Below are 25,271 nucleotides of genomic sequence, written 5' to 3'. Positions count from 1 at the left end.
CTACCCAGGGATGGATGAAAGTTGTACGGTCCACGGGATCACGTCCCCTCACGGAGGTACTCGCCATGGCGTCAACGGGCGTACCCGACGTCCTCACCCGTGCCCGCACCGTCGCACCGCCGGGCTGGAGCCGCTGGCTGGTACCGCCGGCCGCACTCTCCATCCACCTCGCCATCGGGCAGGCGTACGCCTGGAGCGTCTTCAAGCCCCCGCTGGAGTCCTCGCTCGGGCTGAGCGGCACCCAGTCGGCGCTGCCGTTCCAGCTGGCGATCGTCATGCTCGGCCTGTCGGCCGCGTTCGGCGGCACGCTCGTCGAGCGCAACGGGCCCAGGTGGGCCATGTGCGTCTCGGCCCTCTGCTTCTCCTCCGGCTTCCTCATCTCGGCCCTCGGCGCCGCCACGCGCCAGTACTGGCTGATCGTCCTCGGTTACGGCCTCGTCGGCGGCATAGGCCTCGGCATCGGCTACATCTCGCCGGTGTCCACGCTCATCAAGTGGTTCCCCGACCGGCCCGGACTCGCCACCGGCATCGCCATCATGGGCTTCGGCGGCGGCGCGCTCATCGCGTCGCCCTGGTCGACGCAGTTGCTGTCCTCCTTCGGCGCCGACTCCTCCGGCATCGGGCAGACCTTCTTGGTGATGGGCCTGGTCTACGCGGTCTTCATGACCTTCGGGGTACTCCTGGTCCGGGTCCCCGCGGACGACTGGCGGCCGGCCGGCTGGACCCCGGCGGCCGACACCGCGCGCCCGCTCGTCACCACCGCCCAGGTGTCGGCGCGCAACGCGCTGCGCACCCCGCAGTTCTGGTGCCTGTGGGTGGTGCTCTGCATGAACGTGACGGCGGGCATCGGCATCCTGGAGAAGGCCGCGCCGATGATCACCGACTTCTTCGCGAACACCTCCACCCCGGTGACGGCCACCGCCGCCGCCGGTTTCGTCGGCCTGCTGTCGCTCGGGAACATGCTCGGCCGGATCACCTGGTCCTCCACCTCCGACCTGGTCGGGCGGAAGAACATCTACCGCCTCTACCTCGGTGCGGGGGCGCTGCTGTACCTGCTCATCGCCCTGCTCGGCGACGACTCCAAGCCGCTGTTCATCATCGCCGCCGCCGTCATCCTGTCCTTCTACGGCGGCGGGTTCGCCACGGTGCCCGCCTACCTCAAGGACCTCTTCGGGACGTACCAGGTGGGCGCGATCCACGGACGGCTGCTGACCGCCTGGTCCACGGCCGGCGTGCTCGGGCCGCTGATCGTGAACGCGATCGCCGACCACGAGAAGTCGGCGGGACGGACGGGGCCCGACCTCTACTCCACGTCCTTCGTCATCATGATGGTGCTGCTGGTGATCGGCTTCGTCGCCAACGAGCTGGTACGACCGGTCCATCCGCGCCACCATGACGGACCGTCCGCCGAGCCCAAGGCCACGACCGGAACCGAATCGGAAGGAGCCGTCCGATGACCGCCCCGAACCCCGCGCCCGCCGCCGACGCCTCCGCCGGGGGCGGGCGGCTCCCGCTCATGGTCGTCGCCTGGCTGTGGGTCGGCGCGCCCTTCGCCTACGGCGTCTACGAACTCGGCCTGAAGCTCAAGCAGTTGTTCACCGGCTGACCGGCTTCACCGCCGGCTCCCGCCACGGGCCGCCCCGTCCGCACGGACCGGGCGGCCCCGTCACGCGCCGGCCGCGCCGGCACGGCTGAGCATGCCGGACGGGGGTATCCGGACCCCGTAGAGGACCGCACGTTCCGTGCCGCGGAGCGGGCGCCGACCCACGGAGGAAGGAACCATGCCCCACAGCAGCGGTACCCGTACCGGCGCGAGCCCCGACACCCTGGGCGTCGTCGGCCTGATCTGCGCGGTCGCCGGATTCTTCGTTCTCGGCATCATCCTCGGCCCGGCCGCGGTCGTGTGCGGCTGGCTCGCCATGGGCCGCACCTTCCGCGGCGCCAAGCCGGTGCTCCCGCTGATCGCCGTCGTCCTGGGCGCGATCGACACGCTCATCGCGCTCGTGTGGCTCACCGGCACCCACTGGACCGGCGGCGGCTTCATGTGAGCCGCGGCGCGGACCCGGCCGAGGGCACCACGGGGCCGGACGGGAGGATGGTGCTCCCCCGTCCGGCCTTCGCCGTCCAGGAGCGTGTGTGCCCCTCCCCGACCCGTGCGCGGCGCGGCGTGCCGTCCCCGTCGTCCTCGCTGTTCTCGCCGTCGTGGCGGCCCTGGCGCTGACCGCCGGGTGCGGCACCGGCGACCGCCCCTCCGCCGCCCCGCGTGTGGTGCCGCCGGAGGCGGGGGCGTCCTTCGACTACCAGATCGGCGGCGGCTACCCGCCGCCGAAGGGCGTGCGCGTGGTCTCCCGCGACCGCGCGGAGCGGCCCGCCCCGGGCGTCTACTCGGTCTGCTACGTCAACGCCTTCCAGGCCCAGCCCGGCGAGCTGTCCCGGTGGCGCGCCCGGAATCCGGGCCTGCTGCTGCGCGACGGGGACGGCGGGCTCGTCATGGACGGCGAGTGGGACGAGGCGCTGCTGGACACCTCCACCGCCGCCGGGCGGACGGCGCTGGCGGAGATCGTCGGCGCCTGGATCGACGACTGCGCGCGGCGCGGTTTCCAGGCGGTCGAGCCGGACAACCTCGACTCGTTCGAGCGCTCCGACGGCCTGCTCACGGCGGCCGACAACGCCGCGTTCGCCCGGCTGCTCACCGCACGCGCCCATGCGGCGGGGCTGGCCGTCGCCCAGAAGAACACCGCCGAGCTCCTCCCCCGGCGTGCCGCCATCGGCTTCGACTTCGCGGTCACCGAGGAGTGCGGCGCGTACGACGAGTGCGGCCGGTACGCCTCCGCGTACGACGGCCGCGTCCTCGTCGTGGCGTACGACGCCGCCGACTTCACGGCGACCTGCCGCCGCTGGGGTGCCCGCCTCGCGGTGGTGCTCCGCGACCGCGACGTCGCGCCCGCCGGGGAGCCGGGCCACATCTTCCGTAGCTGCTGACCGCCGCGCCGGGGCCCGCTGCCGGACCCGTCCGGCTGGGCAGGGCGGCGCTGTCGGTGTGGACGTGGCGGACGGCGGCGATCGGTCTCCACCGGCGCCTGGGGTTCAGCGTCCTGGACCTCTCCGGGGAACGCGCCACCCGCCGGCCGCCACGCCCGGGGTCATGACGCGGCCACGGCGTACCAGCGGCCGTCCCGCTGGTGGACCAGGTGGTGGGCGGCGAGGCTGTCGATGTGCCGTGCGATGGTCGCGGGCTGGTAGCCGACGCTGGCGCTCAGGGCGTCGATGGTCGTCCCGTCGCTCCCGGCCGCGCGAAGTTCCTGGAGGGTCTTGAGCGCCGTGCGGGCGAGGCCGGACTCCTCGGGGCGGGGCTCGGCGGGAGCCGGCACGGCGGCCGCGGCAGGCGCCGGGGCCGGGGCCGGGGGCCGGGCGGTCGACGCTCCCGGAGGCGCGGCCGGGGCGGGCACGGGGGCGGGTACCGCGGTGCCGGAAGGGGCGGGCGGGACCGGCGAGGCGGCCGGTGCGGCCGCCGGTGCGGCCGCCGGTGCGGTACGGACGGGGGCGACGGGCCTCGGCGTGCGATTGACCGTGCGGTGCTTGCGGCCCTTCTGGTGACGGCGGGTGCTCATCGGGCGGACCTCCTTCACTGTGATCTTGAAGGGCCAACGGGGGACCGCCGCCGGAGTCACGCAGATGCGTGCATGCGGGGGACCCCGGGGCGCCCGGGGAATGTGCGGCGGCACCGCCGCCGTTGCAAGGGATCCGGACGGACCCGAGGAAGGGAAGACCATGCCCCCCACGGACAGCCGCCGCGGTCACCGCGTGGACGCGGTACCCGGCACCCAGCACGTGACCGTCACGATCGACGGCAAGGTCGTGGCCGAGACCCGGCGGCCGGTACTGGTCCACGAGACCGGTCTGCCGGTGCGCTACTACATCCCGCCGCAGGACGTGGACCTCGCGCTCTTCCGCGCGAGCGACACCAACACCACCTGCCCCTACAAGGGCGTCGCCTCCTACTGGTCGTACGCCGACCACAACGACGTCGCCTGGGTCTACGAGGAGCCGCTCGCGTCGGTGCCCGAGATCACGGGCCACGTCTCCTTCTACGACACCGTGGCCGCCGTCGCCGTCGAGGACGCCTGACCGGGCGGACGGTGCGCGGGGGCGCACCGTCCGTCACGACGTCCCGGAGCGCGCCCGCGGCCTGTGCCGGGTCCCCTGCCGCAGGTTCAAGCACGACTGTTCGGTTTACTGCGCACGACGGCCGCCGGGGAGCAATGATGGTCACATGGCGAATCCGACGATCCTGACCGTCGACGACGATCCGGCAGTGTCCCGCGCCGTGGCCCGGGACATCCGCCGCAGGTACGGGGACCGCTACCGGGTGGTGCGAGCCACCTCCGGGGACGAGGCCCTGAGCGCGCTGCGGGAGATCAAACTGCGAGGGGAACAACTCGCGGTGATGCTCGCCGACTACCGCATGCCCAAGATGAACGGGGTGGAGTTCCTCGAGGCGGCGATGGACCTCTTCCCGCTCGCCCGCCGTGTGCTGCTCACGGCGTACGCCGACACCAGCGCGGCCATCGACGCCATCAACATCGTGGACCTCGACCACTACCTGCTGAAGCCGTGGAGCCCGCCGGAGGACAACCTCTACCCGGTGATCGACACCCTGCTCGACGCGTGGATCACCACCCCGGACCCGACGGCGTCCGAGACCCGCGTGGTCGGCCACCGCTGGTCGGCGCCCTCGTTCAAGGTGCGTGACTTCCTCACCCGCAACCTGGTGCCCTACCGCTGGCTGCCCGCGGAGGAGCCCGAGGCCGAGCAGTTGCTGACCGCGGCCGGGCTGACGCCGGCCGACGTACCGCTGGTGGTCACCGCGGACGGGACGACGCTGGTGCGGCCCACGGAGGCCGAACTCGCCGCGCACGTGGGGCTGAGCACCGTCCCGGCCTCCGACTTCTACGACCTGGTGGTGGTCGGCGGCGGCCCCGCGGGGCTGGGTGCGGCGGTGTACGGCGCGTCCGAGGGTCTGCGCACGGTGCTGGTGGAGCGCCGGGCGACCGGCGGCCAGGCGGGGCAGAGCAGCCGCATCGAGAACTACCTCGGCTTCCCGGACGGCGTCTCCGGCGCCCAGCTGACCGACCGGGCCCGCCGGCAGGCGACGAAGTTCGGGGCGGAGATCCTCAGCACCCGGGAGGTGGTCGCCCTGGAGGCGGTGGGCACCGGAAGGGTGCTGTCCTTCGGCGACGGCTCGTCCATCGCGGCGCACACGGTGGTGCTGGCGACCGGGGTGTCCTACCGGCGGCTCGAAGCGCCGGGGCTGGCGGAGTTCACCGGTGCCGGGGTCTTCTACGGCTCGGCGATGACCGAGGCCATGAACTGCGCGGGCCAGGAGGTCTACATCGTCGGCGGGGCCAACTCGGCCGGGCAGGCGGCCGTCTACTTCTCCCGCAACGCGTGCCGGGTCCATCTGCTGATCCGCGGCGCGGACCTGCAGCGTTCGATGTCGCAGTACCTGATCGACCAGATCGCGGCCATCGACAACATCAAGGTCAGCCCCTGCACCGAGGTCGTCGGCGGCAAGGGCGGCGACCATCTGGAGCAACTGATGCTCCGCGACGCGAAGACGGGCACGGTGACCACCGTGGACGCCTCGTTCCTGTTCGTCTTCATCGGCGCCGAACCCCGTACCGACTGGCTGGAGGGTGTCGTGGAGCGGGACCGGCGCGGCTTCGTGGTCACCGGCCCGGACCTGATCGGCGGCGGCAAGCGGCCGGCGGGCTGGCCGCTCCCCCGTGACCCGTACCACCTGGAGGCCAGCGTGCCCGGTGTCTTCGCCGCCGGCGACGTGCGGGCGGAGTCGGTCAAGCGGGTGGCCTCCGCGGTCGGCGAGGGCGCGATGGCCGTATCCCTGGTGCACCGGTATCTGGAGGCGCAGTGACCACGACGGACCGGCTCGGGCCGGAGCAGCTGCGGACCCTGTTCCTGTTCGAGTCGCTCGGCGAGAAGGAACTGGACTGGCTGGCCGAACAGGGCCGGGTGGAGCGGGTCCCGGCGAACAACCCCGTCTACGCCGAGGGCGATCCGGCGACCTGCTTCTACGTGCTGCTCAGCGGCACGGTGTCGCTGGGCCGCCTGGTCCACGGCGACGTGGTGGAGGTCAACCGCACCGACCTGCGGGGCGTGTACGCCGGGGCGACGCAGGCGTACCTCGGGGACCGGGTGGAGCAGACGTACCCCAACTCGCTGAAGGCGGTCACCGACTGCGAGTTCTTCGTGATCCCGGCCGAGGAGTTCGCCGGGGCGATGCGCACGTGGTTCCCGATGGCGGTGCACCTGCTGGAGGGGGCGTTCTTCGGCTACCGCAAGCAGAACACCATCGTCGGGGAGCGCGAGCGGCTGCTGGCGCTGGGCTCGCTGTCCGCCGGGCTCACCCATGAGCTGAACAATCCGGCCGCCGCCGCGGTGCGCGCCACCTCGGCGCTGCGCGACCGGGTGGCCGGCATGCGGCACAAGCTCGCGATGATCGCGGACGGCCGGCTCGACACCCGGCAGCTGCACCAGCTGGTCGAGCTGCAGGACGCCGCGATCAAGCGCATGGCGTCGGCGCCCGAGCGGTCGGCGCTGGAGGCGGCCGACGCCGAGGACGAGCTGACGGACTGGCTCGAGGACCACGGCGTCAACGGCTCCTGGGAGCTGTCCTCGACGCTGGTCGCGGGCGGTGTGGACGCCGAGTGGCTGGACTCCGTGGTCGACGCGGTCGGCGAGGACCGGCTGGAGGCGGCGATCCGCTGGCTCACGTACACCCTCGACACCGAACTGCTCATGGGCGAGATCGACGACGCCGTCACCCGGATCTCCGGACTGGTCGGGGCCGCGAAGCAGTACTCGCAGCTCGACCGGGCCCCGCAGCAGACGGTGGACGTCCACGCGCTGCTCGACGCGACGCTCACGATGCTCCACGCGAAGATCCCCGGCGGGGTGCGGGTCGTGAAGGAGTACGACCGCAGCCTGCCGCAGATCCAGGCGTACGGAGCCGAGCTCAACCAGGTGTGGACCAACCTCATCGTCAACGCCCTGGACGCCATGGCCGGTTCGGGCACCCTGACGCTGCGCAGCTCGTGGGACGGCCCGGACCGCCTGGTGGTGGAGGTGGGCGACACCGGTCCCGGCATCTCCCCGGAGATCCGGCCGCGGATCTTCGAGCCGTTCTTCACCACCAAGCCGGTGGGCGAGGGCACCGGGCTGGGCCTGGACATCTCGTACCGCATCGTGGTCAACAAGCACCACGGCGACATCCGGGTCGAGTCGAGCCCCGGCGACACGCGCTTCACCGTGTGCCTGCCGGTCGCCCAGCCGGAGAGGCAGCCGGGGGACGCGGAGCGGACGGGCTGAGCCCTCCCCCGGACTGCGGGACGGCTCAGGCCACCGGGCTCTTGGGGAGCGTCCGGGCGCGGTCGCGGCCGACGGGCAGCTGTCCGTCGGCCGCGCTCTTGAGCGAGCGCAGGGCCAGCAGCAGCACACCGATGTCGTCGATGAGGATCGGATCCGGCAGCAGGTCCACCGGGCACACCAGGTAGACCACCGCGGCCCAGAAGGCCAGCTTGCCCGAGCGCGGCACGTCGGCGCTGCGCAGCAGGGCGCGGATCCGCGCCATCTTCACCACGAGCACCACGGCCACCACGAGCATCACCACGACCGCCGCCGCGACGATCACCAGCGCCGTGGTCGACCAGTCACCCAGGTCCATGTCTGCCTCCCTCGCTGCCGTGTACCCGTCCGCCGTGTGCGGAAACGGTACCGGAGCCCGACGGAAAGGAAGCACACAGCGCATGATCACACCCGAGGGAATCTGGGAGGCCGCCGGCCTGCCCGAGCGCCGGCTCGCCGGCCTGGCGCTCAATCCCGCGGCCCCCGAGGACGTCCTGCTGCGGCTGCTCGCCGACGGTCCGCCCGCGGCACGGATGGTCCTGTGCCGGGACCGGACGCTGCCGGACGCCGTGGTCGACGCCGTCGTACGCCACCCCGACAGGTACACACGCAGCTTCTTCGCCCGCAATCCGCACGCCGACCCGGCCCAGCGGGCACGGCTGCTGGACGACACCGAATGGTTCGTGCGGGCGCATCTGGCCGAGACCCCCCGGATGCCGTGGGGCGTGCGCCCCAGGCCGCTCCCGGACCGGGCCGTCGTCCACATGATCCTGACGTACGAGGGGGAGTTGCTGGGCACCCTCTACCGCCAGGCCTCCGCCGGGCTGACGGAGTCGATGCACGCCCACCCGGAGCCGAAGGTGCGACGCATGGGCGTCGCCTGGTGCGGCGTGCCGGACGAGATCCGCGACGTCCTCCTGGCGGACCCGGACGAGGAGGTACGGGACTTGGTGCGGCGCCATCTGCGGCACCAGGACCCGGCATGGGTGGAGCGGGAACTGCCCGACCGGCCGTGCCATGGGCGGACTCATGCGCTGATGCACTGCGCCCTGAGCCGAGGCGTCGTGGAGGGCGTGCTCAACGCCCCCGTGGGCGAGGGGGACCGGTGGATGATCGCGGGCAACCCCACCCTCCCCGCCGATGTGGTGGTCCTGCTGGCCGCCGACGCCGACCCCGAAGTGCGGGAGGGGATCGCGTACCGTTCCGACCTCGGGTCCACGGAGCGCCGGGCGCTCGCCGCGGACACCGATCCGCGGGTACGCCTCGCGCTCTCCGTGCATCCCGCGCTGAGCGAGGCGGAACGCGCGGCGATCGACTACGAGGTGCCGGTGGGCGGCACCTTCGGACCGGTACTGCAACGCCTGTGGCCCCGGGATCCCGCCGCGGCGCGGCGGGACGCCCTGTCCGGCCACCCGTTGCTGCGGCGGCGCGCCGCCGGCGATCACAGCCTGCCGTCCGACCTGGTGGCGCGGCTGGCCGCGGACGACGACCTCGGCGTGCGCGTACTGCTCGCGCAGAACCATCCGGAGGCGCCCGCCGAGCTGCTGCTGAGCGCCTTCCTGGAGTACACCGGGAACGAGCGCGAACTCCTCCTCACCCGGCCGCGGTTCCCGGCCGCCGGGCTCGCGCGGTACGCCCGGCACGAGGACCCGGCCGTCCGCGCCCTGGCCGGCCGGGATCCGGAGGCCGCGGCGGAGACGGTGGACCGGCTGACCCGCGACCCCGACCCCGGTGTGCGGGAGGCCGGGGCGCGCCATCCGAACCTCCCGCGGGCCCGGCTGGCGGAGTTGCTCGACGACGGGGAACTGGCGCACCGCGCGGCAGCCAACCCGGCGCTGGAGCCAACCGTCATGCGCAGGCTGGTGGCGCGTCTTCCCCTCCCGGACGGTGCCGCCGGATGAAGCCGGTCAGCCTGCGGTAGGCCTCGCGCATCTCGTGGCGGGCGAAGTCCTCGCGGACGTCGATGAGGGCGCCGTGGGAGGCGGTCGGGTCGACCGTGAAGCGGTCGTGCCAGCCACCTCCCGAGGCGATGATCACCGGGGCGTCGACCCCGTCGAACTGGTCGGCGGTGATGTCGATGCGCAGGCCGTTCTTCTCGATCCACGCGTGGGAGGCGCGGTTCTCCCAGGCGCTGACGTAGGTCCACACGCCCTGGCCGTTCTCGTACAGGTACTGGCCGAGGAGGATCGAGGCGTCCCCGCACGAGCCGTGCGGGAAACGCTCCAGGGAGACCAGGCCCGGGTCGGGGCAGTCGAGGATCGCCTGCCGGAACCCGAGGACCAGTGTGCGGAGTTCGGACACCCGCGGAGTCTAACCCGTGAAGATCATTTGTGGGACCCGTGGAACCGGCCCTTCTGCCGGACGCGAACCCGGATGACGGAAAGCGGGGGCGCGTGAGGAACGGGGGCATGGCGGTGGCAGCGGCCGGAACCGGTACCCGAGCCGGTTCCGGCTGCTGCGGCGGCAGTCAACCGAGCGGCATGGATGGCGTCAAGACTTCACGTCAAGATTGGTGCGGGGAGCTTCGGGTGGCCCGGATGAGGCTTCCCGCGTTCAAGTTCCGAACGCATGAGACTCCCTGCAGGTCACGGCGGCGTAGGGGTCCGCAACGGCAGCCGAGCTGTTAACCCGTCAGAAACACTTTCTGCGGGGAGTCTTGACCGCGACTTCTGTCACGTCTTAACTCACGCCCTAAATTAAGTCGTGAGGCTGACACAGGAGTTCCTATGAGACCCGAAGTCAATGCCGCCCACCGCAGACCCCTGGGGCTGATCGCCCTCCTGGCGGTGCTGCTCGCCCTGATCACCGTCCCGGCCGGACCGCTCACCACGGCCCACGCCGCCGCCTGCGGCACGGCCAACGCCGCACAGGGCAGGACCGCCACCGCCTCCTCCGCCGAGAACGGCTCCTTCACCGCCGCCAACGCCGTCGACGGCAACGCCGGAACCCGCTGGTCCAGCGCCTTCAGCGACCCCCAGTGGATCCAGGTGGACCTCGGCGGGTCCCAGAGCGTCTGCGAGGTCGTCCTCACCTGGGAGGCCGCCTACGCCAAGGCCTACCAGATCCAGCTCTCCGCCAACGGCACCGACTGGACCACGGTCGCCTCCACGACCACCGGCGCCGGCGGCACCGAGACCCGCGCCGTCAGCGGCACCGGCCGCTACCTGCGCGTGTACGGCACCACCCGCGCCACCGCATACGGCTACTCGCTGTGGGAGCTCGCCGTGCACACCACCGACGGCGGGACCGGCCCGGTGATCCCCGGCGGCGGCGACCTCGGCCCGAACGTCCTGGTATTCGACCCCACGACCGCGGGCATCCAGGCCAAACTGGACCAGGTCTTCCAGCAGCAGGAGTCCGCGCAGTTCGGCACCGGACGCTACGCGCTGCTGTTCAAGCCCGGCACCTACAACAACATCAACGCCAACATCGGCTTCTACACCTCGATCGCCGGGCTCGGCCTCTCCCCCGACGACACCACCTTCAACGGCGACGTGACCGTGGACGCCGGCTGGTTCAACGGCAACGCCACGCAGAACTTCTGGCGCTCCGCGGAGAACCTCGCCCTCAACCCGGTCTCCGGAACCGACCGCTGGGCCGTCGCCCAGGCCGCGCCCTTCCGCCGCATGCACGTCAAGGGCGGCCTCAACCTCGCGCCCAACGGCTACGGCTGGGCCAGCGGCGGCTACATCGCCGACAGCAAGATCGACGGCACCGTGGGCCCGTACTCGCAGCAGCAGTGGTACACCCGCGACAGCTCGGTAGGCGGCTGGACCAACGGCGTGTGGAACATGGTCTTCTCCGGCGTCCAGGGCGCTCCCGCGCAGAGCTTCCCCAACCCGCCGTACACCACGCTCGACACCACTCCCGTCTCCCGTGAGAAGCCCTTCCTCTACCTCGACGGCAACGACTACAAGGTCTTCGTGCCGGCCAAGCGCACCAACGCCCGCGGCACCAGCTGGGGCAACGGCGCGCCGCAGGGCTCCTCGCTCCCGCTGAGCCAGTTCTACGTGGTCAAGCCGGGCGCGACGGCCGCCACCATCAACGCCGCGCTCGCCCAGGGCCTCAACCTGCTGTTCACCCCGGGCATCTACCACGTCGACCAGACCATCAACGTCACCCGCGCCAACACCGTCGTGCTGGGCCTCGGCCTCGCGACGGTCATCCCCGACAACGGCGTGACCGCCATGAAGGTCGCCGACGTCGACGGCGTGAAGCTGGCCGGCTTCCTGATCGACGCCGGTGCGGTGAACTCCCAGGTGCTGCTCCAGGTCGGCCCGCAGGGCGCGGCCGCCGACCACGCCGCCAACCCGACGACCGTGCAGGACGTCTTCATCCGCATCGGCGGCGCCGGACCGGGCAAGGCGACCACCAGCATGGAGGTCAACAGCGACGACACCGTCATCGACCACACCTGGATCTGGCGCGCCGACCACGGTGCCGGAGTGGGCTGGAACACCAACCCGGCCGACTACGGCCTGCGCGTGAACGGCGACGACGTCCTGGCCACCGGCCTGTTCGTCGAGCACTTCAAGAAGTACGACGTCCAGTGGAGCGGCGAGCGGGGCAGGACGGTCTTCTTCCAGAACGAGATCGCCTACGACGCCCCCAACCAGGCCGCCATCCAGAACGGCGCGACGAAGGGCTGGGCCGCCTACAAGGTGGACGACTCGGTGAACACCCACGAGGCCTGGGGCCTGGGCAGCTACTGCAACTTCACCACCGATCCGACGATCCGCATGGACCACGGCTTCGAGGTCCCGGTGAAGTCCGGGATCAAGATGCACGACGTCCTGGTGGTCTCCCTGGGCGGCATGGGCCAGTACGACCACGTCATCAACGGCACCGGTGCCGCGACCTCCGGCACCTCGACCACGCCGTCCACGGTGGTCTCCTTCCCCTGACGACAGGGCCGAGCCAGGGGTGCCCCGTCCTCCGGCGGGGCACCCCGTCCGCCGTCCTCAGGCGGCAGGCCAGCGCCGGGAGTGCAGCACCTCGCCCACGGCGACCGCCGCCGCCATGGCGAGCCCCGCCACCGGCACCGCCACGCTCCCGCAGAAGGTGCTCGCGAGCACCACCAGGGCACAGACGGGCAGCACCGCGTGCTCGGCGAACCCGCGCTTGGCGCTGCGGGAGTGGATCAGCCAGACCGTCAGCAGGAACAGCGCGGTCGGCAGCGTGACGGCGGCCGCGGCGGCCGTCTGCGAGATGTGCGCCTTGTGCACGGCCTGCTCGACCACCACCTCCAGCCCCGCGCCGATGGCGGCGGCCGAGCCGAAGACGAGGTAGTGCCCGTAACCCCACAGGAACGCCCGCGTGCTGCTGGTGAGGTGCTGGTGGATGGGGATGGCGAAGTAGATCCAGTAGGCGCAGAAGACGATGAGCAGTCCCCCGACGGCGACGGGCAGCAGCTCGCCGAGCGCGGTGGACTCGTCGACGGCGGACTGCACGGCCACCGTCGCGGCGGCCACCGACTCACCGAGCACGATGATGGTGAACAGGCCGTAGCGCTCGGAGATGTGGTGCGGGTGCCAGGTGGTGCGCTGCGCCCGCTCGGCCCAGGCGGGCACCGCCAGTTCCGCGACGGCCAGGATCAGGAAGCCCCAGTTCCACAGCCCGCCGACGGGCTGGAGCAGCAGGAGGACCCATCCCACCTGGACGACGACCAGACCGGCGGCATAGCTCAGCGCCGTGGTCCGTGCCGGTCCGGTCGCGTTGCGTGCCGCGCGCAGCCACTGGAAGGCGAGTGCGACGCGCATGATGATGTAGCCGGCCACGGCGATCGAGAAGTCGTTGGCGTCGAAGGCCCGGGGAACGCCGGCCGCCAGGACCAGGACGCCGGTGATCTGGACGAAGGTGGCGATGCGGTAGGGCACGTCGTCGGTGTCGAAGGCCGAGGCGAACCAGGTGAAGTTCATCCAGGCCAGCCAGATCGCGAAGAAGACCAGGCAGTAGCCGAGGAGACCGCGCCCGGCATGGCCTTCGGCGACCGCGTGCACCAGCCGGGCGCCGGCCTGGGCGACCGCCACCACGAAACAGAGGTCGAAGAGCAGTTCCAGCGGGGTGGCGACCCGGTGCGGCTCGTGCGGGTCGCGGGCCGTCATCCGGACCAGCGGGCGGAAGCGGCGGTCCGGCGCCACGCGATCGTGATCGGTCATCCGCGCATCGTAGGCGGTGCGCACGTGCCCGCGCCCGAAGGGACCGGGCGCGGGCACGTGGCGGGGGACGGGGTGAGGTCAGGCGCAGCCGTCCTGGAGCAGTCCGGCCCGCAGCCGGGCCAGGGTGCGCGAGAGCAGCCGGGAGACGTGCATCTGCGTGCAGCCCATGATCTCGCCGATCTGGGCCTGCGTCAGTTCCTCCACGTAGCGCAGATGGAGCAGCTGCCGGTCGCGTTCACCGAGCTCCACGACGAGCGGTGCGAGGGAGCCGAGGTCCTCGACGAGTTCCATCGCGGGGTCGACCGCGCCGATGAAGTCGGCGAGCACGGTCTCGCCGTCGTCGCCGTCGTCGCCGTTCATGGCGGCGTCGAGGGAGGAGGCGGTGTAGCCGTTGGAGGCCACCTGAGCCTCGACGACCTCGGCCTCCGGGATGTCCATGAGCGCCGCGAGCTCGCTCACCTTGGGGGCGCGGCCCAGCCGGGAGGACAGCTCGTCCCGGGCGCGGGCCAGCTCGACCCGGCGCTCCTGGAGGCGGCGCGGCACGTGCACGGCCCAGGTGGTGTCGCGGAAGAACCGCTTGATCTCACCGACGATGTACGGCACCGCGAAGGTCGTGAACTCGACCTCGCGCGAGATGTCGAACCGGTCGATGGCCTTGATCAGCCCGATCGTGCCGACCTGGACGATGTCCTCCATCTCGTCGCTGCGGTCGCGGAAGCGCCTGGCCGCGAACCGCACGAGCGACATGTTCATCTCGATCAGGGTGTTACGGGCGTACTGGTGTTCATGGGTGCCCTCCTCGAGCACCGTCAGGCGCTCGAGGAAGAGCTTGGACAGCCGGCGCGCGCTCGTGGGGGCCACGCTGCTCGGGTCGGTGATCTGCGGCAGTACGTCGACCTCGGGGCTCTCGACCCCGGTGCTCGTCCCGCTCACGTGGGCGATCACGGCTCCTCCTCGCACCTCTGCACCTCTACGTCATGTTCCCGTACGTTGCCCCTCGGGTACCCCCTCCTCCGCGAAGCATTCCCCCCGATCCCGGAAGAACGTGAATCGCGCCAAAGGCAGCGTAGGACCGGCCAGTAGGGGCAGACCACAGAGGGACCGATGATGCCTACGGGGTGATCGTGCGTGTACAGCATTGACCTAGACGCGGAAGGCGGGGGGATCGTGCGGCCCGCCACTGCGGACCGGCCGCTGCCCACCACCATCGGCGAGGCGCGTGACTTCGCCCGCGCCCGGCTCAGAGGCGTGGATCCGGAGCGGGTCGAGGACTGCCTGCTGGTCGTCTCCGAACTGGTCACCAACGCCTTCCGGTACGGCGGCGGGCTGGCGGCCCTCGACGTGGTGGCGGTGCCGGACGCGATCCGCGTGTCCGTCCAGGACCACAACGACCGGCTGCCGGCCACGCCGCAGCCCTCCGACCGCTTCCTGCCCGGCGGCTACGGCCTGCGCCTGGTGCGCCGGCTGGCCCGGGACTTCCGGGTGACGCTCCTGCGCGCGGGCGGCAAGGTCATCCACGTGCACCTGCCGCGCTGACGCGCCGTCACCTCCCGACGTCGTACGTGTGGACGAACGGATTGCGGAAACACGCACCGTGAGCACACCAAGGACCCGCAGCAAGGTCAGTTCGAATGCCGGGGCCCGACGACGGCCCCCAGGAGGCACACCATGACCACGGGCATCATCATCGGGGCGGTCGTCCTCGTTGTCCTGATCGTCCTCGCCGCGGCCGTCGTGTCGCGGCGCGGCGGCGGCACGGGACAGCTCAGGCGCCGCTTCGGACCGGAGTACGAACGCACGGTCGCCCGGCACGACGGCGACACGGACGCGGCGCACCGGGAGTTGCAGGAGCGTGTCGACCGGCACGGCGGCCTGACCCCGGAGCCGCTGGGCGCACGTCAGGCCGAGGAGTACCGCGCCGAGTGGGCCGCCCTGCAGGAGCGGTTCGTCGACTCCCCCGCGCAGGCGGTGCAGGAGGCGTCGGAGCTGCTGGACCGGCTGGCGCACGACCGCGGCTTCCCGGAGCACACCTCGGGCGAGCAGATCGACGCCCTGTCGGTCCACCGCCCGCGGCACCTCCAGGCCTACCGCGACCTGCGCGGGGTCTCGCAACCCCGGAACGGCGGTGACCGCACCTCGGCGGACACCGAGGAACTGCGCGCTCGGTTGCTCCACGCCCGGGCGCTGTTCGACGACCTCATCGCGGTGGACAAGGAGCCCCGCACCACCTCGCGCGAGGACGGCGCAGGTGACACGGGCTCCGGCCGACGCGGCTCCCACCGCTTCCACATGCCGACCTGGAGCAGCCGATGAATCCCACGCACGAGCACCGCGACACCGACGGAACCAACGGAACCGGCGAGACCGACGGCACCGGCCGCGAGGTACGCAACGGCCCGGCCGGGGCCTCCGCCGAGCGGACCCCCGACGAGCGGACGTCCCCCACGGCCGGTGGCACCCGCGAACAGCGGTCCCCCCAGGCACCGCAGGCACCGCAGACCACGGGGAAGAAGGGCGAGGCGCCTGGCGCGCACCGGCCCGCCGGATGGTCGCGGCCCGAGGAAGCAGGCAAGCCCTCGGCGGCCGAGAACCCCGCGACGGTCGGCAAGCCCGCGTCAGCGGAGAAGTCCGGCGAGGCGGAGCGGCCCGCGGCGGCCCGGCGGCCGGCGCAGGACGGGCGGGTGCCCGCCCCCGGCGCGCCGCCGCGGGTGGACGGCGCGGTGGACAAGCTGCAGCAGCGCCTGCACCACGCGGTCGGCGGCTTCGTCGACGAGCCGCGCCACGCCGTCGAGGAGGCCGACGAGGTCCTCGGCGAGGCGACCGAACGACTGGTCGAGGAACTGCGCAGCCGGCGCGACGAACTGCGCTCGGGCTGGCGGGCCGGCGCGCAGGACGACGGCGACACCGAGCGGCTGCGCGTGGCCCTGCGGGGCTACCGCGACCTCGTCGACCGCGTCCTGCACGTCTGAGGACCGCACGACGCAGGACCGCACGACGCGAACGCCGTGGCCAGGAGACCCCCGGGTTTCCTGGCCACGGCGTTCGCATGTCCCGCGTCGCGGCTCAGTCGTCCGTGTGCCGGTACCGGGCCCAGAACGGCAGTCCGTACCAGCAGACCAGGTACCAGACCAGGACGCCGGCGACGAGCCACGGCACATAGGCGTCGTGCGTGGCGGCCCGCAGCACCAGGAGCAGCGCCGAGGTCATCGTCGCCAGCAGCAGCACGAGTCCGACGAAGGTGAGCCGCGAGGCCCAGCGCACGGCCTGCGGCTTGATGCGGCGGCCGGAGACGATCCGGTGGAAGGAGACCGGGCCGATCAGCGCCCCGGTCGCGCAGGCACCGAGCACGACCGTGACGATGTAGATCGTGTGGTCGGTGGAGCCGAGCCGCTGGTAGTGCGGCGTGAAGACGACCGTCAGCAGGAAGCCGAAGAGGATCTGCACGCCCGTCTGGGCGACCCGCACCTCCTGGATGAGCTCGCCCCACTTCCGGTCCGCGCGCTCGTCCTCGGTCTCGTCGCGCCCGTCTCCCGGGCCGGTCCGGCCGTCCGCGTCGTCCCTGGACATGGCACCCTCCCACTCCTCGGTCGTGCACGTCATAGGTGACTTACCATCAGGAACCCCCGCCGCGCGCGCCGTGCCCGGACCACGGTGCTCACCGCCGCGCCTTGCTCCGCGACAGCAGGCTCACTCCGACAGCCGCGAGGCCGATCTGTATCAGCCACTCGATCCAGTCGACGCCGTCGGTGTCGGCGACGCCGAACCCCTGGGCGATCGCACTGCCGATGAAGGCCGCCACGATGCCGACGACGATCGTCCACAGCACTCCGATCGGCTGCCGCCCCGGCGCCACCAGACGCCCCAGCACACCGACGACCAGACCGATCACGATGGCACTGATGATGCTCGAGATCTCCATCTCCACCTCAACCCCAACCTCGTCCGGCCCCTGGCCGGAAGTGTGTTCGCACCACGCGGATACCCCGGGCCGGGCGCTCCACGCAGCGGCGCACCCCGGTGTCGCCGGGTGTGTTCCGCCCGCGACGGGGCACCCGGTGGACCGGAGCACTTGGGGCAGGGAGGCCGGTGTGGGCACGACGGTGGGTACGGGCGCGGCACGGCCCGGGACACAGGGGAGGAAGGCGATCCGCGCCGGGGCGCGGGCGGGCCTCGTGGCGCGCGGGGTCGTCTACGCGCTGCTGGGCGTGCTGGCCCTGCAGGTCGCCTTCGACGGGTCCTCGGAACAGGCCGACCGGGGCGGCGCGGTCGCCCGGCTGGCGGCGCAGCCCTTTGGCGGGTTCCTGGTCTGGGCCCTGGCGGTGGGGTTCGCCGGGATGACGCTGTGGCGCTTGTCGGAGGCCGCGTTCGGCGCGGCGGGACCGGACGGGGACAAGACCGGCAAGCGGCTGATGTCCGCGGCCCGCGCGGTCTTCTACGCCTTCGTGACGTACTCCGTGGTGACCTTCGCGGTGGACGGCTCCGCCGCGGGCGGGTCGAGCGACGAGACCTCCAAGGACGTCACCGCGCACGCCCTGGACTGGCCCATGGGCCGCTGGCTGGTGGGGGCGGCGGGTCTGGTCCTGGCCGGGGCAGGCGGGTGGATCGCGGTGCGCGCCCTGCTGCGGAAGTTCCGCAAGCACCTGCGGACGGGGGCGATGTCGCCGCAGGTCCGCAGGGTGGTCGACTTCCTCGGGGTGGCCGGAGGGGCCAGCCGGGGCGTGGTGTTCGCCGCTGCGGGCTGCTTCGTCGTCGTCGCGGCGGTGCGCTTCGACCCGGACCGGGCGAAGGGGCTGGACGACACGCTGCGCACGTTCCGGGACACCCCCGCCGGCCCGTGGCTGCTGGCCGTGGTCGCGGTGGGCCTGGGGCTGTTCGGGGTGTTCTCCTGGGCGATGGCCCGCTGGCGGAGGGTCTGAGCGGCGGCGGGCCGCAGGCGCCGGGCGTGGTTCAGCGGCCCGGGAGCTTGACCACCGTCACGAAGAAGTCGTCGATCTGGCGGACCACCTCGATGAACCGGTCGAAGTCCACCGGCTTGGTCACGTACGCGTTGGCGTGCAGCGCGTAGCTGCGCAGGATGTCCTCCTCGGCCTCGGAGGTGGTGAGGACGACGACCGGGATGGTGCACAGGTCGGCGTCGGCCTTGATCTCGGCGAGCACCTGACGGCCGTCGAAGCGGGGCAGGTTGAGGTCGAGGAGGATCAGGCCGGGGCGCGGCGCGCCGGCGTGGGCGCCGCGCCGGTTCAGGAAGTCCAGGGCCTCCTCGCCGTCCCGTACGACGTGCAGGACGTTGCGGACCTTGTTCTCCTGGAACGCCTCGCGGGTCATCAGTTCGTCGCCGGGGTCGTCCTCGACGAGCAGCACGATGATCGGTTCCGGTTCCTGCAGGTTCACTCGGATCCTTCCTGCGGTGCGGGTTCCCGCTCGGCTGCTGCCGGCAGGGTGAAGCGGATGCGGGTGCCCTCCGGGTGCCGGGGTCGGGCCGGATCCGGCCCGGTCGGCCGCGCGCGGGCGGCGGTCACGGCGAGGGGTCCCAGGTGAGGTGGACCACGGCCAGGTCGTCGTCCAGGCCGCCGTGGTCGGCGGCCAGGGCCTCGGCGCGCGCGATCAGGGTGTCGACGAACTCCGAGGCGGGCAGGGTGGCGTGCTGTCTGGCCAGTGCGAGCAGGCCCTCCTCACCGAGCCGGCCCTGGTCGGTACGGCCCTCGAAGAGCCCGTCCGTGAAGAGCATCAGCGACTGGCCGGGGCGCAGTTCCAGGCGGCCCTCGGGCCACTCCCCCACGCCGGGCACCACGCCCAGCGCGGGCCCGCGGGGCGGCTCGGTGTACTCGACGGTGCCCTCCGGGGTCAGGTTGAGCAGTCCGTGGTGGCCGGCCCGCCACACCCGGGCGGTACGGCGGTCGGGGGCGAGGGTGAGGATGGTGGCGGTGGCGAAGATCTCGGGGGCGGCGCGTTCGGCCACCAGCACCTGTTCCAGCAGGGCGAGTTGCCGGGCGCCCTCGACCCCGGTCAGGACCAGGGTGCGCCAGGCGATGCGCAGTCCGACGCCGAGCGCGGCCTCGTCGGGCCCGTGCCCGGAGACGTCCCCGATGAGGGTGTGGACGACGCCCTCGGTGGTCTCCACGACGTCGTAGAAGTCCCCGCCGAGCAGGGAGTCGGCCCGGCCGGGGCGGTAACGGGGCGTGACGGTGACGTCCTTGGTGCGCAGCATGGGCAGCGGGAGCAGCCCGCGTTCCAGGCGGGCGTTCTCCTGGGCCCGCATCTGGCTGGCCCGCAGGGCGAGCGCCGCGCGTTCGGCCTGCTTGCGTTCGACGGCGTAGCGCAGCGCGCGGCCGAGGAGTTCGCCCTCGACGCGGCCCTTGACCAGGTAGTCCTGCGCCCCGGCGGAGAGCGCGGCGAGGCCGGTCCGCTCCTCGGCGAGACCGGTCAGCACGACGACGGCGGCGCGGTCGGTGAGCGACAGTGCCCGGCCGAGGGCGTCGAGACCCTGGCCGTCGGGCAGGTGCAGGTCGAGCAGGACGCAGTCGGCGGGGCGGGCGGCGAGTTCGGTGCCGGCCTCGGCCAGCGTACGCACCCAGCGCAGTTCGACGGGCACCCCGCTGTCGGCGACCAGTTCCTCGACGAGCAGCGCGTCCCCCGCGTCGTCCTCGACGAGGAGGACGGACAGCCGGCTGCGCCGGCCGTCGCCCTGTCTGGGGATGACGCCCTCGGGGGGCGTCAGCGTGTTGCCTTCCACATCGTCTCCCCACCCCTGTGGTGCCCCAGGTGGGGCGATGGGATCGTACGCGACCGGCACCCTGGCCGGATGCCCTTTGGGACAGTGCCGATCATCTTCGATCATTGCCGTTTGGCAACAGTAGTCGAACGCAACAATTGCACGGAGAGCACCCCGCCGGCCAACGTCCCCGGCGCCCGACGCACGGCGGGGAGCGCGGGCCGGACGGCTACGCCGTGTGGCTGCGGTCGCCGGGGAGCGGCCGTACGGCACCGAGGCCCGTCGCCTCGGCGGCGGAGCGGAACGCGGTCAGCCCCTCCAGCAGCGCGCGCCGGGCACGTTCGGGCATCGCCGCCACGACCGTCGCCAGTTCCTGCTCCCGGCGTTCCCGCAGCTGGGCGAGGAAGGCGGCCCCGCGCGGCGTCAGCCACAGGCACACCTCCCGGCGCGAGGTGGGGCTGGTGTCCCGGGTGAGGTACCCCACCGCCTGCAGCCGGTCGCAGAGCCGGCTCACCGCGGGCGGCGCGGCGCCAAGGACGTCGCACAGCGTCCTCAGGTTGATCCCCTCGTTGCCCTCCAGCGCGAACAACACGCGCAGTTGCGAGGGCGGTACGGGTGGGTCGCCCGCCTCCCGGCCGCGGCCCCACAGCACCTCCAGTGCCTCGACCACGGACGACGCCGCGGCCACGGCGGCGTCCCGCTGCGTTCCGGCGGTTGCGGGCAAGGGCACCTCCTCACGGCGCGCCGCCCACGGGGTACCGCGGGCGAGCGGGTAGACGAAGACAGGACAGGGCGCACCGAACGGCGCGCCACCACGCTAACCGACCCGCCCCCGGACCCAGAAGGACCGTCGCACCCCGGTGAACCGACACGCCCCGCTCGCCGCCGAACGCGCCCTGCGCGCGGCGCCGCCGCACGCCCTGCCCGCCGCCCTGGCGGAGGTCCTCCGCACGCACTGCGCCGCCCGCTCCGTGGAGATCCTGCTCGCCGACTACGGCCTGGCGGTGCTCCAGCCGGTCTCCGCGCCCGAACCCGCGGAGGCCGCCGTACCCGTCGCGGGAACGCCCGAAGGCCGGTGCTTCGGCGCCCAGGAACCGTTCGCCGAGCCGGCGGGCGACGACGGGGTGCGCCTCCACCTGCCGGTGAGCGTGCGCGGTGACCGGATCGGCGTGCTGAGCGTCGGCCTCCCCGGCGAACCCGCGCCGGAGGAGGTCCGGGACCTCGCGGAGATCGCGGAGGTCCTCGGCCACCACCTCCTCGTCGCCGACCGGGACACCGACCGCTACCTGCGCGCCCGCCGCCGGGAGCGGCTGACCCTCGCCGCGGAGGTGCAGTGGGAGCTGCTGCCCGGACGGGCGTGCGCCCGACCCGAGTACGCCCTGGGCGCCCAGCTGGAGCCCGCGTACGACATCCACGGCGACAACTTCGACTGGTCGGCCTCCGCGCGGGACCTCACGCTGACCGTCACCAACGGCATGGGAGAGGGCATCGAGGCCGCCCTGCTGACCAGCCTCACCGTGAACGCGCTGCGCAACGCCCGGCGCGCCGGCGTCCCCCTCGCCGACCAGGCGGCGCTCGCGGACCAGGCCGTCTACGCCCGGCACCGGGGGGAACGGTACGTGTCGGTCCTGCTGATGCGCTTCGACCTCGCGACCGGCGCGGCCGAGGTCGTCGAGGCCGGATCGCCACGCGTGTACCGGCTGCGCGGCTCGGCGGTGGAGACGATCGGCTTCGAGGCGCAGTTCCCCCTGGGCATGTTCGAGGACACCCCGTACGTGCCGCAGCCGTTCGAGGTGCGCTCCGGCGACCGGCTCCTGGTGGTGAGCGACGGCGTGTACGCGACCGCCTCCCCGGGCGGCGAGACGTACGGCGAACGGGCCCTGGCCCGCGCGGCCCTGGCCACCCGGCTGCTTCCGGCCGCGGACGTCCCACGGGCGATCCTGGGCGAACTGCCGGGTCACCGCGTCCTGCCGGAGGCCGAGGACGACGCGCTGATCGTGTGCCTGGACTGGCGGTGAACCGCTGGGCGGAGCTTGCCCGGTGACGGACGATGGGGAAGACTCTTGCCGAAGGGCAACTGTTTGCCCAGCCAACCTTCGTCCAGGTACGAGAGGGTGACCGGAGCGAGCCCGACGGTCCCAGACGGCCCCGGCCAAGCTCCTACCGCATCGTGACGTCTCTCCCGCCTCCGCGCTCACCAGTGGCTCGAGAGCAGGGGTCAGGCACCTCCGCTCGGATCGGGCAACGGGTGCTGCGCGCGCTGATCGAGTCCCTGACCGAGACCGCCGTCGTGGTGTGCGACCGCGCCGGGGTGATCCGTGCCGTGAACGCCGTGGTCACCTCCTGGGCCCCGCGCGCCGTGCCCGGCCGCCCGCTCGCCGGTACCGCGCCCGCGTGGCTGACGACGGCGGACGCCTCCGGGGCGTCCACCGCCCACGGCGGCGTGGGGAGCCGGCAGGTCACGGCACGCCGCGCCGACCTCCCGGGCGGGCACCACGCCTGGTACCTCACCGACGTGACGGACGCCCGCAGCGCCGACCGCGAACTGCGGCTGGCCCAGGAGAGGGCGGCGTTCCTGGCCGAGGCGTCCGCCCGGCTGCTCTCCTCGCTCAACCCGCGCGAGTGCGTGGCCGCCACGGCCGAACTGGCCGCCTCACGGCTGGCCGACGCCGCGGTGGTCGTCACCCCGCCCGACCGGCGGCGGCTGCGGCTGACCCGGGCCGTCACGGGCCGCCCCGGCGTGGAGGAGTGCGCGCCGTCCGCCGATCCCGCCGAGGTGCCGGGGCTGGCGGAGGCGCTGGCCGGGTTCCCCCCGGTGCCGTCCCGCTGGATCGACCCCGCGCAGACCCCGGACTGGGTGGTCCCCGAGGACTTCGGCGCCCCGGTGTCACTGCTGGTGACCCCGCTGCCGGGCAACGGGGTGCCGGCGGGTGCGCTCATCCTGATGCGGCGCCTCGGCGGGCCGTTCACGGTCGAGGAGGAGACCTTCGCCCGGGTCTTCGCCGCCCGGGCCGGCGCCGCGATCTGCGCGTCCGTCCTCTACACCGAACAGGCGCGCAGCGCCGCCCTGCTCCAGGAGGACCTGCTGCCGCCGCGGCTGAAGCCCATCAGGGGCACCGAGGTCGCGGGCTCCTACCGGCCGGCCCGCGAGGCGCTGCGCATCGGCGGGGACTTCTACGACGCCTACCCGGCGCTGGACTCCGACGGCGAGAGCACGGTGGTCCTGGGGGACGTGTGCGGCAAGGGCCTGGAGGCCGCCGTCCTCACCGGCAAGATCCGCAACACCCTCAGTGCCCTGCGCCTGGTCGAGACCGACCACGTGCGGCTGCTGACGCTGCTCAACCACGCGCTCCTCAACACCGCGCACGCGCGGTTCGCGACCATGGTGCTGGCGGGTGTCACCCCGCTCGGACACGGCCAGGTGCGGCTGCGGCTCACCGCGGGCGGCCACCCGGCCCCGCTCATCCTGCGGGCCTCCGGCGAGGTGGAGGAGGCCGACACGACGGGCACGCTGATCGGCGCGGTGCCCGACGTACGGGCCACGACCTTCACCACGGTGCTGCAGCCCGGGGAGAGCTGCCTGCTCTACTCGGACGGCGTCACCGAGGCCCGCGGCGGGGTGACGGGCCGTGAGTTCTTCGGCTCGGAACGCCTGAAGACGACCATGGCCGGGTGTGTCGGCATGCCCGTGGAGGCCCTGGTCGAGCACGTGGAGATGCGCACCACCGAATGGCTCGCCGACCGCCCCCACGACGACATCGCGCTGGTCGGCATGGCCGCCCCGCGCGACACCCATGGCGACGCGGACCCCGGCTCCCGCCGCCCCGCGGGGTCCTGAGTCCCACGGGACCAGCACCGCCGGCCGGATGCTGCACCCGCCGGTCGCTGCTGACGGTGGCCGTCGTCCCGGGCGTTCGGCGTCGGCCGGATTCCTCGACGGGCGCGGCGCGGGCCGTGAGTTCGGCGGCCCTCCCGGGCACGCGTGCCGCGAGGGCGCGGTCCGGCCCGCGTGATCCGCCGCGGGCCCCACGCGACGACGGGGACCGGTCCGGGCCCGCCGCGGACTCCGGCGCGGCCCCGGCCGCGCACCGTGACCGGTCATACTGGTGTCATGACCAGCGCGGCGAGGCAGAGAGCGAGATCCGGCGCATGACGCAGTCCCCCGCCCGGCAGACCGCGCCGGCGGCCGAGGAGCCGCGTCTGACGGTGGACGAGCTCGCGGCACGGTCCGGTACGACGGTCCGCACGATCCGCTTCTACAGCGCCAAGGGCCTGCTGCCGCCGCCGGAACTGGGCACCCGCCGCGTCGGTCTGTACGGGCCGGACCACCTCGCCCGTCTGGCGCTGATCGAGGAGCTGCAGCGGCAGGGGCTGACGCTGGCCGCGATCGGCCGCTACCTGGACCAGCTGCCCGCCGACATCACCCCCGAGGACCTCGCGCTGCACCGGGCGCTGGTGGCGACGTGGATGCCGGACGCCGCGGAGGAGCTGGCCCGCGACAGGCTGGAGCAGCGGGCGGGGCGGCCGCTGAGCGGTCATGACCTGGACCGGCTCGCGGCCATGGGCGTCCTGCACCCCACCGGGGACCCCGGTGTGCTGCTGGTGAACCCGGCCCTGCTGCACCTGGGCGTGCGCCTGCTGGACGTGCCGATCCCGCTGGAGACGCTGCTCGCCACCCGGGAGATCGTGCTGAAGCACGCCCGCGCGGTCGCCCACGAGCTGCACCGGCTCTTCCAGCAGGAGGTGTGGCAGCCGTACGTGGCCGGACGCCCGGCGCCGGAGGAGCGGGCCCGGATGCGCAGGCTCACCGACGACCTGCAGCCGATGGTCGTCCAGGCCCTGGTCACCGCCTTCCAGCGGTCGCTCGCCGAGGAACTGCGGGCCACAGCCGCCGGGCTCGGCGACCGGGGGCGCGGCGAGGACTGAGACGACGGTGCCGCGGTCCCCGGGAACGGGGGGCCGCGGCACCGTCGTACCGG

26 protein-coding genes are annotated in these 25,271 nt (G+C 73.1%); 16 read left to right on the top strand and 10 right to left on the bottom strand.

Features of this window, described 5'->3' with window-relative positions:
* Nucleotides 1-65 precede the first annotated feature (65 nt).
* From AC1VWI_RS38295 to AC1VWI_RS38280, 4 genes are all read left to right on the top strand, one after another.
* Complete coding sequence (locus AC1VWI_RS38295; protein WP_499515628.1) at nt 66-1,457, top strand: L-lactate MFS transporter; 1,392 nt, start codon at nt 66-68, stop codon at nt 1,455-1,457.
* Nucleotides 1,454-1,606, top strand: a complete 153-nt coding sequence (locus AC1VWI_RS38290; protein ID WP_499515627.1) for an MFS transporter small subunit — start codon at nt 1,454-1,456, stop codon at nt 1,604-1,606. Before AC1VWI_RS38295 ends, AC1VWI_RS38290 begins: the two co-directional genes overlap by 4 nt.
* Before the next feature lie 175 nt (nt 1,607-1,781).
* Nucleotides 1,782-2,048, top strand: a complete 267-nt coding sequence (locus AC1VWI_RS38285) for a hypothetical protein (protein ID WP_499515626.1) — start codon at nt 1,782-1,784, stop codon at nt 2,046-2,048.
* 88 nt (nt 2,049-2,136) lie between these two features.
* A complete protein-coding gene (locus AC1VWI_RS38280) occupies nt 2,137-2,982 on the top strand; it encodes an endo alpha-1,4 polygalactosaminidase (RefSeq protein WP_499515625.1) in 846 nt (281 codons plus the stop codon).
* Nucleotides 2,983-3,143: 161 nt separating this feature from the next.
* Here AC1VWI_RS38280 and AC1VWI_RS38275 read toward each other — a convergent pair whose 3' ends face one another.
* Complete coding sequence (locus AC1VWI_RS38275; RefSeq protein WP_499515624.1) at nt 3,144-3,611, bottom strand: hypothetical protein; 468 nt, start codon at nt 3,609-3,611, stop codon at nt 3,144-3,146.
* Between the two features lie 160 nt (nt 3,612-3,771).
* Here AC1VWI_RS38275 and AC1VWI_RS38270 point away from each other — a divergent pair, with 160 nt between their 5' ends.
* The 3 genes from AC1VWI_RS38270 (at nt 3,772) to AC1VWI_RS38260 (ending at nt 7,386) form a co-directional block, all read left to right on the top strand.
* Entirely contained in the window at nt 3,772-4,128 is a 357-nt protein-coding gene (locus AC1VWI_RS38270; RefSeq protein WP_499515623.1) for a DUF427 domain-containing protein, read from the top strand.
* A 145-nt stretch (nt 4,129-4,273) separates the two neighbouring features.
* Nucleotides 4,274-5,932: an NAD(P)/FAD-dependent oxidoreductase gene (locus tag AC1VWI_RS38265; RefSeq protein ID WP_499515622.1), complete on the top strand. Its 1,659-nt coding sequence runs from the start codon at nt 4,274-4,276 to the stop codon at nt 5,930-5,932.
* Nucleotides 5,929-7,386: an ATP-binding protein gene (locus AC1VWI_RS38260; RefSeq protein WP_499515621.1), complete on the top strand. Its 1,458-nt coding sequence runs from the start codon at nt 5,929-5,931 to the stop codon at nt 7,384-7,386. Before AC1VWI_RS38265 ends, AC1VWI_RS38260 begins: the two co-directional genes overlap by 4 nt.
* Before the next feature lie 25 nt (nt 7,387-7,411).
* Here the strand turns inward: AC1VWI_RS38260 and AC1VWI_RS38255 are convergent, their stop codons facing one another.
* Nucleotides 7,412-7,741 carry a YkvA family protein gene (locus AC1VWI_RS38255; protein WP_499515620.1) on the bottom strand — a complete coding sequence of 110 codons (330 nt, stop codon included), beginning with the start codon at nt 7,739-7,741 and terminating at the stop codon, nt 7,412-7,414.
* Nucleotides 7,742-7,823: 82 nt separating this feature from the next.
* Here AC1VWI_RS38255 and AC1VWI_RS38250 point away from each other — a divergent pair, with 82 nt between their 5' ends.
* Nucleotides 7,824-9,323 (top strand): hypothetical protein, encoded by a 1,500-nt coding sequence (locus AC1VWI_RS38250; RefSeq protein ID WP_499515619.1) that lies wholly within the window; start codon nt 7,824-7,826, stop codon nt 9,321-9,323.
* Here AC1VWI_RS38250 and AC1VWI_RS38245 read toward each other — a convergent pair.
* Nucleotides 9,271-9,723 carry a hypothetical protein gene (locus tag AC1VWI_RS38245; protein ID WP_499515618.1) on the bottom strand — a complete coding sequence of 151 codons (453 nt, stop codon included), beginning with the start codon at nt 9,721-9,723 and terminating at the stop codon, nt 9,271-9,273. The genes AC1VWI_RS38250 and AC1VWI_RS38245 overlap by 53 nt on opposite strands.
* Before the next feature lie 425 nt (nt 9,724-10,148).
* Here AC1VWI_RS38245 and AC1VWI_RS38240 point away from each other — a divergent pair, with 425 nt between their 5' ends.
* A complete protein-coding gene (locus AC1VWI_RS38240; protein ID WP_499515617.1) occupies nt 10,149-12,326 on the top strand; it encodes a pectate lyase-like domain-containing protein in 2,178 nt (725 codons plus the stop codon).
* Between the two features lie 57 nt (nt 12,327-12,383).
* On the opposite strand, the gene AC1VWI_RS38235 is transcribed toward AC1VWI_RS38240, so the two are convergent.
* Nucleotides 12,384-13,580 carry a low temperature requirement protein A gene (locus AC1VWI_RS38235; RefSeq protein ID WP_499515616.1) on the bottom strand — a complete coding sequence of 399 codons (1,197 nt, stop codon included), beginning with the start codon at nt 13,578-13,580 and terminating at the stop codon, nt 12,384-12,386.
* A 78-nt stretch (nt 13,581-13,658) separates the two neighbouring features.
* The gene (locus AC1VWI_RS38230; protein WP_499515615.1) at nt 13,659-14,525 is read right to left on the bottom strand and encodes a SigB/SigF/SigG family RNA polymerase sigma factor; all 867 of its coding nucleotides are present in this window, start codon (nt 14,523-14,525) and stop codon (nt 13,659-13,661) included.
* Between the two features lie 222 nt (nt 14,526-14,747).
* Between AC1VWI_RS38230 and AC1VWI_RS38225 the strand changes: the two genes are divergently transcribed.
* From AC1VWI_RS38225 to AC1VWI_RS38215, 3 genes are all read left to right on the top strand, one after another.
* Nucleotides 14,748-15,116 carry an ATP-binding protein gene (locus AC1VWI_RS38225; protein WP_499515614.1) on the top strand — a complete coding sequence of 123 codons (369 nt, stop codon included), beginning with the start codon at nt 14,748-14,750 and terminating at the stop codon, nt 15,114-15,116.
* 132 nt (nt 15,117-15,248) lie between these two features.
* Complete coding sequence (locus tag AC1VWI_RS38220; protein WP_499515613.1) at nt 15,249-15,893, top strand: hypothetical protein; 645 nt, start codon at nt 15,249-15,251, stop codon at nt 15,891-15,893.
* On the top strand, nt 15,890-16,549 hold the full coding sequence (locus AC1VWI_RS38215; RefSeq protein ID WP_499515612.1) for a hypothetical protein: 660 nt from the start codon (nt 15,890-15,892) through the stop codon (nt 16,547-16,549). The genes AC1VWI_RS38220 and AC1VWI_RS38215 overlap by 4 nt, the downstream gene beginning before the upstream one ends.
* Nucleotides 16,550-16,643: 94 nt before the next feature.
* Here the strand turns inward: AC1VWI_RS38215 and AC1VWI_RS38210 are convergent, their stop codons facing one another.
* Nucleotides 16,644-17,147, bottom strand: coding sequence for a DUF6328 family protein (locus AC1VWI_RS38210; RefSeq protein ID WP_499515611.1), 504 nt, complete (start codon nt 17,145-17,147; stop codon nt 16,644-16,646).
* 88 nt (nt 17,148-17,235) lie between these two features.
* Nucleotides 17,236-17,499 (bottom strand): GlsB/YeaQ/YmgE family stress response membrane protein, encoded by a 264-nt coding sequence (locus AC1VWI_RS38205; RefSeq protein ID WP_499517014.1) that lies wholly within the window; start codon nt 17,497-17,499, stop codon nt 17,236-17,238.
* Between the two features lie 169 nt (nt 17,500-17,668).
* On the opposite strand from AC1VWI_RS38205, the gene AC1VWI_RS38200 reads away from it, so the two are divergent.
* Nucleotides 17,669-18,496, top strand: a complete 828-nt coding sequence (locus AC1VWI_RS38200) for a DUF1206 domain-containing protein (protein WP_499515610.1) — start codon at nt 17,669-17,671, stop codon at nt 18,494-18,496.
* Nucleotides 18,497-18,527: 31 nt separating this feature from the next.
* On the opposite strand, the gene AC1VWI_RS38195 is transcribed toward AC1VWI_RS38200, so the two are convergent.
* The 3 genes from AC1VWI_RS38195 to AC1VWI_RS38185 form a co-directional block, all read right to left on the bottom strand.
* A complete protein-coding gene (locus tag AC1VWI_RS38195; protein WP_499517013.1) occupies nt 18,528-18,965 on the bottom strand; it encodes a response regulator in 438 nt (145 codons plus the stop codon).
* A 130-nt stretch (nt 18,966-19,095) separates the two neighbouring features.
* Entirely contained in the window at nt 19,096-20,313 is a 1,218-nt protein-coding gene (locus AC1VWI_RS38190) for a PP2C family protein-serine/threonine phosphatase (protein ID WP_499515609.1), read from the bottom strand.
* Between the two features lie 208 nt (nt 20,314-20,521).
* Complete coding sequence (locus AC1VWI_RS38185) at nt 20,522-21,016, bottom strand: MarR family winged helix-turn-helix transcriptional regulator (protein WP_499515608.1); 495 nt, start codon at nt 21,014-21,016, stop codon at nt 20,522-20,524.
* A gap of 136 nt (nt 21,017-21,152) precedes the next feature.
* Between AC1VWI_RS38185 and AC1VWI_RS38180 the strand changes: the two genes are divergently transcribed.
* From AC1VWI_RS38180 to AC1VWI_RS38170, 3 genes are all read left to right on the top strand, one after another.
* On the top strand, nt 21,153-22,310 hold the full coding sequence (locus tag AC1VWI_RS38180) for a PP2C family protein-serine/threonine phosphatase (RefSeq protein WP_499515607.1): 1,158 nt from the start codon (nt 21,153-21,155) through the stop codon (nt 22,308-22,310).
* Nucleotides 22,311-22,540: 230 nt separating this feature from the next.
* A complete protein-coding gene (locus AC1VWI_RS38175; RefSeq protein WP_499515606.1) occupies nt 22,541-24,130 on the top strand; it encodes a PP2C family protein-serine/threonine phosphatase in 1,590 nt (529 codons plus the stop codon).
* Nucleotides 24,131-24,441: 311 nt separating this feature from the next.
* Nucleotides 24,442-25,218 carry a MerR family transcriptional regulator gene (locus tag AC1VWI_RS38170; RefSeq protein ID WP_499515605.1) on the top strand — a complete coding sequence of 259 codons (777 nt, stop codon included), beginning with the start codon at nt 24,442-24,444 and terminating at the stop codon, nt 25,216-25,218.
* The last annotated feature ends 53 nt before the right edge of the window (nt 25,219-25,271 follow it).

The sequence above is a fragment of the Streptomyces sp. TOM-9 genome, from assembly GCF_056858595.1.
Note: the sequence above shows the minus strand (reverse complement) of the source record. Positions and strands in the feature narration are given on the sequence as shown.